The sequence below is a fragment of the Pseudomonas haemolytica genome, assembly GCF_009659625.1.
In the GTDB taxonomy this organism is placed as follows: Bacteria; Pseudomonadota; Gammaproteobacteria; order Pseudomonadales; family Pseudomonadaceae; genus Aquipseudomonas; species Aquipseudomonas haemolytica.
The window spans coordinates 567,206-582,995 of record NZ_VOIW01000005.1 but is presented as its reverse complement, the minus strand read 5'-3'; the positions used below and the strand labels follow the sequence as shown (position 1 = coordinate 582,995).

General features: G+C 59.8%; 9 protein-coding genes. 5 read left to right on the top strand and 4 right to left on the bottom strand.

All coding sequences use genetic code 11. The features are described 5' to 3' along the window. The first annotated feature begins 243 nt into the window (after nucleotides 1-243). The 3 genes from FRT59_RS19155 to FRT59_RS19145 are packed head-to-tail and all read left to right on the top strand — an operon-like array spanning nucleotide 244 to nucleotide 5,165. Nucleotides 244-1,221: a trypsin-like serine protease gene (locus FRT59_RS19155; protein WP_153872034.1), complete on the top strand. Its 978-nt coding sequence runs from the start codon at nucleotides 244-246 to the stop codon at nucleotides 1,219-1,221. Continuing rightward, nucleotides 1,221-3,332 (top strand): S8 family serine peptidase, encoded by a 2,112-nt coding sequence (locus FRT59_RS19150; protein WP_167524295.1) that lies wholly within the window; start codon nucleotides 1,221-1,223, stop codon nucleotides 3,330-3,332. Before FRT59_RS19155 ends, FRT59_RS19150 begins: the two co-directional genes overlap by 1 nt. Before the next feature lie 12 nt (nucleotides 3,333-3,344). Beyond that, nucleotides 3,345-5,165, top strand: coding sequence for a hypothetical protein (locus tag FRT59_RS19145; protein ID WP_153872032.1), 1,821 nt, complete (start codon nucleotides 3,345-3,347; stop codon nucleotides 5,163-5,165). 137 nt (nucleotides 5,166-5,302) lie between these two features. On the opposite strand, the gene FRT59_RS19140 is transcribed toward FRT59_RS19145, so the two are convergent. Genes FRT59_RS19140 through FRT59_RS19125 form a run of 4 tightly spaced genes read right to left on the bottom strand, consistent with a single transcriptional unit; the run spans nucleotide 5,303 to nucleotide 9,908 of the window. Beyond that, entirely contained in the window at nucleotides 5,303-5,626 is a 324-nt protein-coding gene (locus FRT59_RS19140; protein ID WP_034119502.1) for an isochorismate lyase, read from the bottom strand. A 34-nt stretch (nucleotides 5,627-5,660) separates the two neighbouring features. Continuing rightward, nucleotides 5,661-6,830 carry a histidine decarboxylase gene (locus FRT59_RS19135; RefSeq protein ID WP_153872031.1) on the bottom strand — a complete coding sequence of 390 codons (1,170 nt, stop codon included), beginning with the start codon at nucleotides 6,828-6,830 and terminating at the stop codon, nucleotides 5,661-5,663. Between the two features lie 40 nt (nucleotides 6,831-6,870). Then, nucleotides 6,871-8,706, bottom strand: coding sequence for a (2,3-dihydroxybenzoyl)adenylate synthase (locus FRT59_RS19130; RefSeq protein WP_153872030.1), 1,836 nt, complete (start codon nucleotides 8,704-8,706; stop codon nucleotides 6,871-6,873). 26 nt (nucleotides 8,707-8,732) lie between these two features. Beyond that, on the bottom strand, nucleotides 8,733-9,908 hold the full coding sequence (locus FRT59_RS19125) for an isochorismate synthase (protein WP_034119504.1): 1,176 nt from the start codon (nucleotides 9,906-9,908) through the stop codon (nucleotides 8,733-8,735). A 132-nt stretch (nucleotides 9,909-10,040) separates the two neighbouring features. Here FRT59_RS19125 and FRT59_RS19120 point away from each other — a divergent pair, with 132 nt between their 5' ends. Together FRT59_RS19120 and basC are read left to right on the top strand one after the other, a co-directional pair. After that, nucleotides 10,041-14,369 (top strand): amino acid adenylation domain-containing protein, encoded by a 4,329-nt coding sequence (locus tag FRT59_RS19120; protein WP_233094227.1) that lies wholly within the window; start codon nucleotides 10,041-10,043, stop codon nucleotides 14,367-14,369. Nucleotides 14,370-14,454: 85 nt separating this feature from the next. Further along, nucleotides 14,455-15,771 (top strand): putative histamine N-monooxygenase, encoded by a 1,317-nt coding sequence (gene basC, locus FRT59_RS19115; protein ID WP_269835869.1) that lies wholly within the window; start codon nucleotides 14,455-14,457, stop codon nucleotides 15,769-15,771. Nucleotides 15,772-15,790: the final 19 nt, after the last annotated feature.

The window sequence follows — 15,790 nt, the reverse complement described above, 5'->3', positions numbered from 1 at the left end:
ATGCGCGGCGAGGTGCTATGTCACGAATCGAATGAAGCAAAGGTAACTATCATTCGGAATGATATAAGCGCGGGATTAGCCCTCTAGGATGCGGGTTTCGTTAGGGAGCTATCAATGGCGCTGATGACAAAAGACTGTTGCTGAAGGTGCAAGGAACTTTTGCGAAAAGTCCAAGGCTTCGGTTGACAGGTAAGGGGCCGTGACTACATTGATGATGTCAGGACGCAATCACCGGAGCCCGAAATGGATGGATATGCTTCTCTCCCGCGTAGATTGCGGCTGAACGGGCGACATCTGCATTTCGCCGGCTTCTGGTTTTTGGCGCTGTGCTGCAGCCTACCGGCGCTTGCCGCCCCGAATGACGGGGCCATCGTCGCCGCAGACACGCCCATTTCCTTTACCTTGTTACCGCAAACACTGAAAGACGCGGATATACAGGTCTTCAATGGCGCACCGGCCAAGAGCGGGGATTGGCGTTCCATTGCAATCAGCCAATCCGGCAGCGTCGATTCGACCTGTACCGCTACCTTTGTCGGCAAGGGTGTGTTGTTGACCGCCGCGCATTGCGTCGTCGTGGGCAGCAATCATTTTGCCTCGCCCATCAGCATTGGGCCGTTCAGGTACCGCTGCTCGGTGGATCCGGCCTATCTTTCGACGACGCAAATGCCGAGCGTCCGTCACCCCGCAGACTATGCGCTGTGTCTTGCCGAGCCCTATTCAGGTACGGTCCCGGCCGAGTTCCAGCGCTTACTCTGGGATACCCTTGATCTGCGTGCAGTGGCCAAAAATGATCTGTTGCTGGTGGCCGGCTACGGCTGTGTTTCGTGGACGTTCAACCCCGCCACCGGACATATTGCCGATGAGCCGAGGGATAAAACCTTGGCCGTGGGTGATTTCAAGGTCACTGACTTGGACGCCGACTCATTCTCCAGCGAATCGGATGGCAAGACTAAAAGTGCGTTGTGCGCAGGTGATTCTGGAGGTCCGGCGTTCAGTGGCGTCAGCGCGATGAACCCGGGCGGCGCACGTACCATTCGTGGTATCGCTTCAAGAAAACACGTCGACGACAGCAAGGTCGTCTCGCACTTTGCTTCGCTGTCTACACCGCGCTTTGGGCGGTTCCTGGCGTGCTGGAAAAAAGCCAACCCCAACGCATACGTGATGGTTAAAACCTCTGGCACAACAACCGTGGAGAACCTGATATGCGGCAGCGATGCGTAGTGACCCTGGCCTGCGCGCTCGGGGCCACGCCGGGCGCGCCGGCATTTGCGGTGGATGCATCGACAATCGGTCAGCCTGACAAGGTTTCGGCGTTCCGCGCCACCCGCGGCGAATTGCCCGACACGCTGGTGAGCTATGTCGCAACGCACGCCGAATCCCGGCTGTTGGACCGCGCCACTTACCCGGCAGCCCATGAAGTCAGTGCGCAGGCCATGATCGAACTGCTCTGTGGCACCAAACAACCCGGCTATGAAGAGGTGTGGCGCGAGCAGAATGGTCTAAGCGGTGCATTCGATATGCAAAGCCCGATGGGTGAGCAGGTGTACGCATTGAGCTGGCCCGCCTGTTTCTACATCAGCGATAAGCCGGGTGAGTTCGTTGTGCAGCCCAATCGTCTGCTTAGCAGTAAGTTTGTCGAACGCATAGGGCGAGCGGGCAGCGCCAGGGAGATGCAGCAGTACTTCCAGCGCGCCGATGTTAACCAGGTCAGGCCAGGCGAGACGGTCCCCTTATCCTTCTCTACTCAACCGGTCACGTTCATCCCCAAGGGTGACCGAGCGGATTTCGAGCGCGAAGTCGTCGCGTTGGCGGTCAAGCCCGATGGAGTGTCCATTACGGCTGCGATGAAGGTCAGCGCAAAACCCAAGCTGGCGGATGAGATCGTGACGGCTGTCAGCGATGCCGGCGTGGCACTGCCCGACTGCGTGGGCAGCGCCGCGCCCTTCGACCCCGCGCGGATTCGCCAGGTGTTGTCGCTGCTGAGCCGCGACTATAAAAAGCCTCGAAGCCCGGTGACGGTTGCAGTATTGGACAACGGCTTCAGCGCCGCTCATTTGAAGGATGGGGAGTTGGCGTTTGCGAGCAAATTTCCCAAACGATTGTTTCTGCTCAGCGAGAGAGAAAACGGTGGAAACGAGGAACTGGAAAGCCCGGTGCCTATTTCCGACAGCGTGTCCCTGGAGTCGGTGATCAGCCTGGCTGACGTAAAAGCCCCACGCTCCGTCGCCGGGCACGGTACCCATGTGACCGGCTTGGTCATCGGCGGCCCATGGATGGACCCCGTGTCGTCGCTCTTTGCCATCAATGACCAGGAGAGTTGGCTGCACTTACGCATCATTCCGTTGTCGGCCGGTACCCGGCAGGTCTCTCGAATGGCGCTTAACGAGGCCATATTTCGGGTGGGCCTGGGTAAACCTCAAATCGTCAACATGAGTGTTCGTTATGGATCGACACAGGACCTGCGGCTCAACAAGGTCATCAGCGACAACCGGGAGATTTTGTTTGTAGTGGCCGCCGGGAACGACGCACGTGACGTCAATAGCAGGCTTGGTAATGACACCGCGTTCGTTCCGGCCAGTCTTGGCGGTGACAAAAACGAAAATGTCATTTCTGTGGCCGCGGAAAACGGCAACGGCTTCCTCACACCTTTCAGCAACTACAGCGACTCGCGGGTTGATATTGCTGCATTAGGGTGCAACGTAGAATCCTCGCTGGATGGCGAGCAGGTTGAGATGCTCAGTGGTACCTCCCAGGCCACTGCCCTGGTCAGTTTTGCAGCAACACTGCTGGCGCGGCATGGGTTGAGCGCCGTGGGTATCAAGCGGCGTCTGCTCACCAGTGGCGACCTCTTGGAGGGCGTCCTTCGGTTCGATAACGGCAATCTGCGAACCTTGCCAATGACCGATAAAAGCCGACCGCAGATTTATTCGCGTTCGCGTATCAACCTCGAAAAGGCGCTGATGTTCCATCAAGACTACCTGCGCATTCGAGTCAAGGATGGGGGCAGTGGCGACACCTCTAAAAAAGAGGTCGAACTGTTAGGCGACCTGCAGGTACAGGGCGCCATCGATTGCGGTGTGGAGACCGATGGCCAGCATGTCTTCGCGCTCAAGCGCAGCGCTTCGGGCGGGTTGTGGTGCTTCCGTCATGACCAACTCACGCCTTTTTTGGCGTCGCCAGGCGAGGATTTCCGACTGGTGGTGGAGGTCAGGAGCGAACTCAAGATTCCTGCCGGCGAGGTCTCGCGCTACAAAAAAGGGCAAACCTTTGAGGTGGCCATGGCTGATCTTCAGGAATTCATTCGTTCAGACACCTATATGCGTGGCTTCTAAGGGAGTAATGATATGCGCCATTTCGGGACGGCTATAGCGGTTGCGGCCTGCTTGACCACTGCCAGTTGCACGACTGACCTGCAATCGCATAAGCCTTCCCCGACGGGAATCACCCAGGGCGCCAGCTATCATTTACCGGAACTTCACTACGACATTGAAGTGAAGCGCACCTTGACCCAATGCCCCATTCTTCCGGATCGGCACAACCCCCAGGCCGTCGGGCAGATCGAGTTCCAGACCCGCGCCACGGCAACACCACGCACTGTCGCCGGGCAGGAAGTGGTAATCGATTTCGAGGCGTTGTCGGCGTTCACCAAAATCACCAACTTTGATCTTGAGCGCTACCCCAGCGGAATCCTCAAGTCAGTCAATGCGACAGTCGATGACCGTACCGCCGATGTTGCCAAGGAAGCGTTCAAAGCTATTGTCAGCGTTGGCAAGTTAGCGATCGGGTTGCCGAGCCTGGAGGCCACCGAAACCGGCGTGAGGCAACGCAATTACTTCCTCGCTTGCAGTGTCAAGGCCAGCGAAAGTGTGGCAGCGGTCCCGGTGCTACGCAAGGCGGTAAAGGAGCGCGAGGCTGAGCTGGAAAAAGCCACGGATGCATTGGATGGTTTTAATACGGACCACCCGCCATCGCCACATAACGGTAGCCAAGCAGCCCAGGCTGCCAAGTTGGCCCGTGCTCAATTGCTCGCAAAAGAAGCGCTAACTGCGGCCAACGAAGCACTTGCCAAGACCCTGAACGACATCACCGTTGTCTACCGTTCCACTTACGTGCCGGGGCAGACCAGTGCGGCGCCTAGTGTCCTGGCCTCTCGCCACAGCGCCAGGTTCAATACGTGCAGGGAGAAACCCGCCACTGCGGAATCGACCGTCCCCGAAATCAACGGCGTTTACAGCGGCCTTGCGGATGCGACGGCGGGCACAACATCACCTCAATCCATTGTGCAGTTGCGCTCTTACTCCAGCGATGGGAAGAGGAGCGCGCGTTGGCTTGTCCACACGTTGGGGCCTGACATGACGCTCGATTGCGATGGATCAATCACGGCGCAGGCGCGTTGGAGTGATGCCAGCGGTAAGCCGACGAATGTCGATGCTGAGCAGGCTTCCAACGCGGCTAAGGCGATTTGGAAAAACACGCTTGCCCTGGACGAAATCCAGTTAGTCACCAGGCGCTTGCAGGGCACCGCAGTGCTAATTACCGCCAATACGCTTTCATCGGAGCGCAAAGACCTGACGCTGGGTGCCAGCCGCACATGTACCGGGGAGGGCGACCAACGTTGCGGCATTCTCTATCGGACACAGTTGCCGGGACGCCTGCGTATCTGTCGGTTTATGTCGGAGCAAGAAGGTATTGCCAATCCTCAGCAATGCCACGGTATGAGCAACACTGATCCCGCGGTGCTGTTCACGGATGAACGTTCCATTCCCCAGATGGGGCATCTGGCGTCACTGGGGTTGCACAATGGCCCGTTCACCAATAACGAACTGACGGCATCATTCAGCGAAGACGGCAGTTTGATAAAAATGGGCTACAAGAAGCCCCGTGCCGAGGCAGTAGCAGTCGGCGAAACGGTCAATGCGGGTATCGACGCGCTGACGGCCATTAAGTTGTTTTCAAACACAAGAGAGCTACGGGACCTGGCAAATGAGAAAGCCCTTACTGATGCGCAGGTCGCGCTGCTCAACTCCCAGAAGGCACTGGTGCAGCCGACTGAAGTCACCGCGCTGGAGAACCAGGCCAGCGTGGTCAAGGCGCGGAGTGCGTTGATCGATGCGCAGATTCAATTGCACAAGAAGCAGGCTGAGTTGGAGGCGTTAAATGAATGAACTCCAGGAGTAACAACAGGGGGCATCGCCAGCACCAGGCGCCGACCCTAGACTTCGTGCACGTTCTTCTCTCGATGAAGGCGATGCGCAGGACGCGGGATCGCTGTGCCCCCGCGCCTTGGCCGCCTGACCGAGTTTTATGCTTGGGCCCTCTCGGGATAGGTCGCGCGCCAGTGCAAAATCTGCTCCTGGATGTTCCAGTGAATAATCTGCTCGTAGAGTTTTTCCATAAACGCTACGTCGAACCCTGCTTCCATTGCCCATTCACGCCGCTCTTCCAACATCGCCGCCACTCGTTCCGGGGCCGGGATGTCTTGTTCATTGGCTTTGAATTGTGCGGCAGCTTTCACATAGCGCAGGCGTTTTTGCAGTGATTCGAGAATCTGGCGATCGAAGAAGTCGATGCCCGCTCGAATGTCGTTGAGGTTTTCGCACGCTTCAGGTGCTTTAAGTGGCTGCATGGTGTGTCTCGATCAATAGATAAGTGAGCCGTCTTTAGCCGGCGGCTCGTTTGGATGTTTTCCCGGATTGCCAGGCTGTCAGTTGGGTTTCGGCAATCACCTCATCGATCAAGGCATCAATCATGCGGTTGTCGTGATGGTGGGGCGTGGTGATCAGGTGGGCAGTATTGCCGGAGGTGGCCAGGCAGTATTTCTTCACAATTTGCTCTGAAGGGCAGGGGAACACCACAGTGATGGAGTTTTTGTTGCGCCAGGCATCGATCCCCGCAGCCTGGAAGCGGTCGACCGAGTATTGCGCGGCCTCCAGGCTGCGCCTGATCCGGTGGCGCCAATCGGCCAGTGACTGGCTGCGCAGCGCCGCCCACATCATCAGCGGGGTATGGCCATTGCGCGAGCCGCTGATGGTCTTGTCGTGAGCCAGGATGTAGTCCACCTCCACCGAGATACGCGCGACGTTCTTGCGTTTGGCCACGACGATTCCGCAGGGAATGGGCGAGCCAATCATCTTGTGGCCGGAGACGCAGATGGAGTCGATCCCGTCGGCGAACGAGAAGGGTTGCGGGTGTTCGACGAAGGGCAGGATCATCCCACTCAGCGCGGCGTCGGCGTGCAGGTAGTAATCGTGACGGGCAATGCCCGCCTGTTGCAGGCGTTGTTGGATAATCGCGATGTTATCGATTGCGCCCCGCAGGGTGGTGCCGATATTGGCGAAGATGATCGGGTGGCGTTCCTGGTCGGTGGCTATTTTGGCCATCAGGTCGTTGTAGTCGATTTCGCCATTGGGCAGGGACTCGACTGCACGGCATTTGATGCGCAGCAATTTGACGATTTTCGCCACGGAGTAATGGGTGTCTTTGGAGTAGTACAGGGTGCCGTCCGGGAACAGTTCGCGGGCCAGGTAGCAGCCGAACATGTTGCCTTCGGTGCCACCGTTGGTGACGTAGCCCCAGCTGTCTTCGAGTGCGATGTTGAACAGCTCGGAGAAGTAGGTCATGACGTCCTTCTCAAAGTCGAACGAGTTCAGCAGGTAGTTGCTGTACTCGTTCCAGTCCCCGCAGTTGTTGATCGAAAACTGCAGGAAGCGATGCAGATGCGAATAGTCGAAGTCGGCGGATTCGGGGTAGCCGATATTGAAATATTGGTTCGTCACGCAGTGCTGCCAGAAGCTCTCAAGCTTGCGTTGGTCGGCAGTGGACAAGGTCATTTTCAACTCCTTTTTAAATTGACTGGGCGAAGCCGCTCGGTCAGGCGGCTTTCTGCCGTGTGTCTACCAGCGACCACCAACTGGCGAGCGTGGGTGAGTCGGCCAGCTCTTCGAAGCTGACGACGATGCCACGCTCTTTGAGTTCGGCGGCGAGTTTCATCACTTGTAGGGAGTCGAGACCATAGAAAATCAGGTTTTCTTCCGGGTCCAGGTCTTCGCAGTCTTCGACCAGTTGCAGCACGCGGGTTTGCAACCAGGTGCGCGTGGTTTCCGCTGCCAGGAGCTGGCGCAGGTGCTTCTTGTCGATCTTGCCCACGGCCGTCAGCGGCATGGTTTCGATGAGCCGGATGCGGTCCGGCAGCTTGTATTCGGCGATGCCCAGTTCCATCAAGTGGCGGCGCAGCGTGGGCGGTTTCAGGTTGGGGTTGCGCGACACGACGAAGGCGCAGCTCTTCTCCCCCAGGCGGTCGTCGGGCATGGCCACCAGCCCGGCGTGGGTCACGTCCGGGTGCATGACGATGAGGTTTTCGATTTCCTCCGAGGCAACTTTTTCACCGCCACGGTTGATCTGGTCCTTGACCCTGCCGACCACGCGCAAATCGCCGGTTGGCGTGAGCTGGACGAGATCGCCGGAGTAGTAGTAACCCTCATTGTCGAATGCCTGGGCGTTCTGCTCGGGGCTGCGGTAGTAGCCGCAGAAGGTATAAGGGCCACGGGTGGCGAGCATGCCGGGCTGACCGTCGGCGACGGGGATGCCTTGTTCGTCGACGATTTTGATCTCGTCGCCAGGGCTGATGGGCCGGCCTTGGGTGGTGAAGATCTGCTCGTCGGAATCGTCCAGGCGGGTGTAGTTGATCAACCCCTCAGCCATGCCGAACACCTGTTGCAGCTTGCAGCCGAGTACGCCGGGAACCTGGTGGGCCAGCGAGTCAGCAAAGCAGGCGCCACCGACCTGGAGGAATTCCAGGGAGTGCAACTGTTCCCGATGTTCCGGCGCTGCCTGCAACCACAACGCGACGGCACTGGGCACCAGGGCCACTGTATTCACTTCATGACGCTGGATGAGCGCAAAGCAGGTCAGCGGCTCCGGGCTGGGGGCCATGATGACAGCGCCGCCGGCATACAGGACGCCCAGTGCGCCGGGTGAGCTGAGCAGGAAGTTATGCGCTGCGGGCAGGGCGCACAGAAAGCGCGTCTGTGCGGTGAGCTCGCAGACTTGCGCACTCGCCCGGGCGTTGTAGTGATAGTCGTTATGCGTGCGTGGGATAAGTTTGGGCGTGCCCGTGCTGCCGCCCGACAGTTGGAACAACGCCACTTCACCGGGCTCGGTGGGGGAGAAGTTCGCGGCGCGCCGGCCTGAGGTTTCAATCCACTCAGCGAGGTTTTTTTCGTGACGTGATTCACCCAGCAGCAAGGTGATTTCAGGGTGGGTACCGACCTCCTTGAAGTCGGCAATATAGCTGTCGCTGCGGAACACTTCATGCTCGCGGGAGGCGATCAGCAGCCGTGGCACGATCTGTTTGGCGTAGCTCTTGAGCTCCAGTTTTCGGTGGCTGTAGAGCGCGTTGAGTGGCGCGATCCCGGCCTTGAGCAGGGCGAACAGGACAATGTAGAACTCTGCGATGTTGGGCAGTTGCACCAGGGCAGTGTCGCCTTTGCCCAGCCCGCTGGCAGCCAACCGTGTGGCCAGGTTGGAGGAGAGTTGGTCCAGCTCGGCGTAGCTGAAGCGGCGCTCGCCGCAAACGATCGCCAGTGCGTGGGGTTGCGACTGGCTGCGGGTCTGGAGAATGTGGGTCAGCGGTTTGTCGATCCAGTAGCCCTCGTCCCGATAGCGTTGCGCTCTGTCCAGGGGCCAGTGGTTAAATTCAATAGTCATAGTGTTCACACGTCAGAAAATTCGAGTTAGTGGGCCAATCCACAGGCGCGCAACATGGTGCCGAGTTTGGTCTGGACTTCTGTCCATTCGGCGTCGGGGTTGGACGCTTCGACAATGCCGGCGCCGGCGAACAGGCGAACGCTGTTGCGCTTGACGGTGCCGCAACGGATCGTCACGACCCATTCGCCATTGCCCTGGGCATCGCACCAGCCGACCGTGCCGGTGAACAGGCCGCGCTCGAAGGGCTCGACGAAGCGGATCAGGCGTCGCGCACGCTCAGTGGGAAAGCCGCAGACGGCGGGCGTCGGGTGCAGGCGGCAGGCAAGCTGCAAGGCCGACACGCTGGGGTCGGCCAACGTGCCTTCGATGCGTGTGGAGAGGTGCCAGAGTGCAGGCGTGCTGATGAGGGAGGGGCGACGTGGCACGTGCAGTTGGGTGCACAGCTCGCCGAGTTGGCTGACGATGTCCTGCGTCACAAACCCGTGTTCGTAATGATCCTTTTCCGAGGCTGACAGCCAGTCGGCGTTGCGGCGGTCGGCTTGCGGGTCGGCCATGCGCTTGGCCGATCCTGCCAGCGGGTTGGACAGGAAACTCAGGCCTTCCTTGCGCACCAGCAACTCGGGGCTGACGCCGATCAGCGTAGAACCATCGTGCATCGGCACACGGAAGTGATAGCCGCTGGGGTTCTGCGCCCGCAGGTTGGTTTGCATGGCATTCACGTCCACATCCTGGGCGAAGACCAATTCGCGCTGCACAGACAGCACAGCCTTGCGCACGTCGCTCAGGCGGAAGTTGACGATGGCGTGTTCCACCGCGCGCTTGAAGGCGTGCTCGTCCGGGATATTTTTCTGTTCGATGAGTTCAGGCAACGTGGCCGTGTTGATGGGGGCGAGGGTGTTGCGGGGTTGCCAGTGCGCGTGCTCGGGGATGTAGAGGCAAGAGGCTTCGCAGGGATCGAAGGGGATTGCACCGACGATAACAGGGTTGCTCTGGCCGGCCTTGCGCGCTCGCTTGAAGGCCTGCGCAATGGTCTTTTGAAACAGGCTATTGGCGTCATCGCCGCCGATGGCCGGTGTTTCGATTCTCTGCAGAATCCCGGTGACAGCTAGTTCGCGGTCGCCGGAAGTGAATGAAAAACTTCGTTTTTCATCAAAGATTTGCTCCTCGTTTATCTCGTTCGTTCTAAGGGTGCCCGTTCTCATTTTGGGGAAAGCCTCCGTGGCCAGTGATTCAAAAATTAAATGTTGAAATATAATCATTATCGTTTCTAATAGAGGACGCTAATCATTTAGATTTGTCAATCATATGAGTGAGCCATGAGAGAGTTAACTTCAATGCAAGCCGCCTGTTGGATCGGGCGCACTGCTCATGCGTCTTTAGGGAGAGTTTCGGCTCATCTGTATGCCGAGTTCGATGGCCTCGCCATTGATCTTGAGCGGCTGCGCAAAGCACTAGAACGGGTCTGCCTGCTGCACCCTATGCTGCGGGTTAGAGTGAATGCCGAAGGACTGCAATCCATTGCCGCGCCAGACGCGTCACCGCCGCTTGAGGTCGAAGACCTGCGTGCGCTGACCGAGCAGGAAGTGACGCAGCATTTGCTGTCCAAGCGTGAACAATGGACCCACCAGCAGTTGGACCTGAGCCAGGAGGGCGGGGCCCGATTTTCCGTGAGCCTGTTGGCAGACGATGCGTTCCGCCTGCATGTCGATACCGACATGATCGCCATCGACCCATCGAGTTTCCGCACGCTGGTAGAGGACCTCGCACAGTTCTACGAGGACCCCGAAGGCGCCGCGCTGCCTACGCCGTCTTTCTTCGATTGGTACGACAAGGCGCGCACCGACCCGTCACTGAAAATGGCCCGCGAGCGCGACCGTCTCTGGTGGCGTGATCGGCTGGCGGACGTCGCTCCCGCGCCGACGTTGCCGTTTCTCGCCGTGCAGCCGGATCAAGCGCGAAGTCATCGTCTCAGTACATGGCTGGGTCCCGACGAGCGCCACGCGCTGCAGCAGGTAGCCCGTGAGCGAAGAATCACCCTGTCCACCTTAATGATGGGGCTGTTTGCAACGACCCTTGGTACGCACACCGGCGACCGCGTCTTTCGCCTCAACGTCCCGACGTTCTGGCGCCCGCCGCTGGTTGATGATGTGGAGCGTGTGATCGGCGATTTTGCCAACGTACTGATGCTCGACGTGGATATCGCGGCCGCCCGCAGCCCGGCCATGCTATGTACGCAACTGGCGGGCAAGATGGTCGAACTGCTCGAACATTGCGCCTATCCCGGGGTGAACCTGATGCGCGACCTGTCCCGCCACCATGGCACGCCGCAACTGGCACCGGTGGTGTTTACGGCGGCGCTGGACATGCCCGGTGGCGATCTTCTTTCAGCGCGCGTGCGGCGTGTGTTCGGGCCGATGAACTGGGTTATTTCCCAGGGGCCGCAAGTGGCACTCGATGCGCAGATCGCCTGCGCTGACGGCGGCATTCTGATCAATTGGGACATCCGTCTGGATGCGCTGCCGCAGGCCTGGGTGTCGGACCTGTTCGAACGTTTCGTGGCCATCGTGCGCGAGGTCGCGGTATGCGCCTCAGTGCTGGATCAACCCTTGCGTCAGGCGGTTGTCGAGCAGCCATTGACCTCGCTTCAGCAAGCTTATCTGCTGGGACGTAGCGCGCAGATGCCACTCGGTGGCGTGGCCATGCAAGAGTTTCGCGAGTACCGCGGCGCCATGGAACCTGCGCTGCTGCGCGGACGTTTGGCCGAGAGGGTGCAGCGTCACCCCAGCCTGCGGACACGCATCGATGCGCAGAGGCTCGTGCAGCGTGTCAGTGAGGTGGGGGAGTTGAACCTGGATGAACTCGATCTCACCGACAGGTCGCCGGAAGATGCGCTGGAGCACATTGCAGCATTGCGCGAGGCATATGCGCACGGGCTGTTCGAGCTCGACCGTTCGCCCTGGAACGTCACGCTGTTCAAGCTGCCGCAAGACCAGTTACACGTCTTTGTACGCGTAGATGCGTTGATCCTCGATGGGCGCTCAATCGCCACGCTGATGGTCGAACTGTTCGACGGTGCAACAGACGAAGAGCCCGTCGCAGAGAGTGCGTCCGAGCCGCAAGAGCTCACTGACCAACGCAAGGCGGACGCCGTTTACTGGAAAGCCAAACTCGCCGCCGTCAGCGGTGCGCCACGCTTGCCATGGACCACACCGCTGGACCAGGTGGGTGCTTCGCGTTATGAGCGACAGAGCCTGCTGGTGCCAACGCCAGCGTTCAGCGCGTTCTGCAAACTGGGCGCGCGGCAACGACTGTTCAAGAACTCCTCCCTGATGGCGCTGGTGCTGGAAGTGCTGTCCCATTGGGTCGATGAGGGCGATTTGTGTGTCGCGGTACCTGTTGCGCCGCACACCACAGGTGCATTCGCCAACCGTTCAAGCTTTATCGCGATCAATTGGAGCACCGAGCCAGGCGGTTTTGCGCAGCGGGCCACCCAGCTACAAGTGGACGTGCTGGAAGGGCTGCAGCATCTGGCATTTTCCGGTGTGGACCTTGCGCGATGGCTGTTTGAATCTCATGGCCCGGGCCCGGTGCTGCCGGTGGTGATCACCAACGGGTTTTCCTGGCCGGTCACGTCGCTGGACAGCCCCATGAGCCTGTGTGGCGGGCTGACCCAAACGCCTCAAGTGGCGATGGATATTCGCTTCTCGGCCAACGCCGAAGGGGCTTTGGTGTTCGACATCGATTACGCACGGGAGGTGATGGACGCTGCGATGGTCAGCGATATCTTGAGTGCGCTCGAAAAGGCCATCAACCTTGTCACTGCAAGCGCAGTGTTCGCTCTGGATACCTCGACGATTATCGACAGCCGCCACTACCGGTTGAACAGCCCGGTCAGTGATGCGTCGCGAATGAGTTTTCTCGAGCGAATCGCGAGCCACATCTTTGATCCCGCAAACACCCGAACCGCCCTCATCGCCGGGGACCAGCACCTCACGTATGCCGAACTCGGCGACGCTGTAGGCAGGGTCATTGCGGCCTTGAAAATGCGCGGATTGTCTCGCGGCCAGGTGGTTGCGATCTGCCTGCCGCGCAGCCCGCAGCACACGCTAGTGACCCTGGCCTGCGCCTTGACCGGCCTGATCTGGGTGCCGATTGATGCCTCGGCACCTGGTGAACGACGGCAGTACCTGTTGGAAAACTGTCGACCCGACCTGGTGGTGATTACTCAAGGCGAGCCGGTCGAACATCCCTTCGCCACACCGGACGAACTTCTGGCAGGGCCGGCAGTGCCCGCACCCGCGCTGGATGACCTGTCGTTGAGCGATGCACCGGCGTATTACCTCTATACCTCGGGCACCACCGGCAAGCCCAAGTGCGTGGTGCTGAGCAACCGCGCCACGGCCAACGTGATCGGCAGCACCCTCGAACACTGGGCCGTGACCGAGCGTGATGTGTTTATGTCCGTGACGCCGCTGCACCATGACATGTCGGTGTTCGACGTGTTGGGCTGCCTGACGGCAGGGGCGACACTGGTGCTTCCGGAGCCCGGCGAAGACAAGGATGCCGTGCGCTGGAACCAGTTGATCGCCCGGCATCAGGTGACACTGTGGTGCTCGGTGCCGGCGATCCTGGAGATGCTGCTGTCTTGTCGCGCGACACATGATTTGAAGAGCCTGCGCCTGATTGCCCAGGGCGGTGACTACATCAAACCCGGCGTGGTTGCCGAGTTGCGCGAGTTGCTGCCGTCGTCACGTCTGATTTCCCTGGGCGGGCCGACGGAAACCACGATCTGGAGCATCTGGCACGACATCTCGGCGCACGACCGTGCGCTGATCCCTTATGGAAGACCGTTGCCCGGTAACCGTTACTTCGTTCTCGATCCTCAGGGCGCGCATTGCCCCGTGGGCGTGGTGGGCCGAATCCACACCGCCGGCGTCAACCTCGCGCTGGGTTACCTGGAAAACGGCGCGCTGGCCCAGAGCGAGTTCGTGACAGTGCTCAATGAGGACGGTCAGCCCGTTCGTGCCTTCCGCACCGGCGACTGCGGGCGCTACCGCCGCGACGGCACCCTGATCTTCGACAGTCGAGTCAACGGCTATGTGAAGGTGCGTGGTGTGCGCGTATCGCTGCCGGATATCGAGATCGAGCTGATCAATCACCCCGGGGTCCGGCACGTGCTGGTGGTCGATGTTGGCGAGCAGCGCCAGGGCGAGGTCGGCATTGGTGCGCTATATGTCGCGCAGCCGGACGCTGCCGAGCTGACGACCGCCGCGTTGCGTAACTACGCCCGTCAGCATCTGCCGCAGTCCCACGTACCGACGCGGTTCCTGAGAGTGGATGCGTTGCCGCTGTCGCAAAACGGCAAGCCGGATCGCCAACGGGCGCGCAACCTGCTCAGCACAACAGCCAATGACGCCGCCGAACCTTGCGCGACCCCGCGCAACAAGGTGCTGGATATTTACCTGAGCGTACTGGGTCGGCCGCTGGAAGACGGCGCCAATGACCGGGTGGACTTCATCAGCCTGGGCTTGCGTCCCCAGCATTTGAAGGCTATTTCGGCGCGGGTACGCGAAGACTTTTCGGTCGCACTGTCGCCCGGGCAACTCTTGCGTTGCCGCAACGCACAAGACGTTGAACGCCTGCTCATGGCCGAGGGCGCCTGAGCCGGTAGCGGAATTTGTTATGAGCGCAGTGGCCGTCCGAAAGCCGTGCCACTGCCAACCAGTACCTATGGAGATGGATGGGATGATGGATACACCACATGTTGATATTGCCGGAGTCGGCATCGGGCCCTTCAATCTGGGGTTGGCCGCGTTACTGTCCAGGCATCCTGGCGTGACAAGTATTTTCCTCGACCGCAAAGCAGAGTTTCGCTGGCACGAAGGGCTTCTGTTGCCCGGTACCACGCTGCAGGTTCCGTTTCTGGCGGACCTTGTGACGATGGCCGACCCCACACACCCACTGAGTTATTTGAACTACCTGCATCAGCAGGATCGCCTCTACCCGTTTTATTACTACGAAAATTTCCAGGTGCCTCGCCGCGAATATGACCATTACTGCCGCTGGGCGTCGCAACAACTGCCCGACTGCCACTTCGGTGAAGACATCTGTGAGGTGAGTTATGACGCCAGCGTGGACCGGTTCCTCATTGAGAGCCAGTCGGTGTCGGGCTTCAAACGTCATTACTACAGCCGCGACTTGGCCATTGGCATAGGCACCGTGCCGTTGTTGCCGAAGTGGGCGCAGGTGAAGAGCACAGCGCCGGTGATGCATTCGGCGGAGTTCGGTAAACGGCAGGCGCAACTGGCGCAGTGTCAGCGGGTCACGGTGATCGGGTCCGGCCAAAGTGCGGCGGAGTGCGTGCTGGCGCTGTTCAACGAACTGACCCCGGAACGCATCGCGGCGGGCGCTTCGATTCGCTGGGTTACCCGCTCGCCGGGCTTTCATCCCATGGAGTATTCAAAGCTTGGGCAGGAGTGCTTTACGCCGTCCTACATGGAGTACTTCCACAGCATTTCCCGCGAGCGCCGCCGAGACATCGTGGCGGGGCAGGGCTTGCTGTACAAGGGCATCAGTTTCTCGACCATCGCCGACATCTACGACCTGATCTACGAGCGTTCGATTGGAGGCAGTGACCCGGGCCTGACGCTGCTTTCCAATTGCGAGGTGGAGACCGTGGAGGATATCGACGGCACGCTGCGCATTGCCTACCGGCACCGCGAACTGGACCAGGTCAGCACCTTCGAAGCCGATGCGATTGTGGCGGCCACGGGGTACGGGCATGTCTGGCCGCAGTGGTTTGAGCGGCTGAAAGGCAGTGTGCTGGAGACCGATGAGTACGGTGACTGCATCGTCGAGGAGGATTTTACGGCGCGTCGTTGCGATGCAGGCGCGGGCCGCATTTTTGTGCAGAACGCGGAAATCTTCCAGCATGGCGTGGGTTCACCGGACCTGGGAATTTCCGCCATTCGCAATGCGACGATTGCCAACCAGTTGCTGGGCCAGCCGCACTACCGCTTGCCCAAGCGCTCGTCATTCCAGCGCTACGGGATGCATGAAGGGTAGACGTTGAAATACCGGGTCT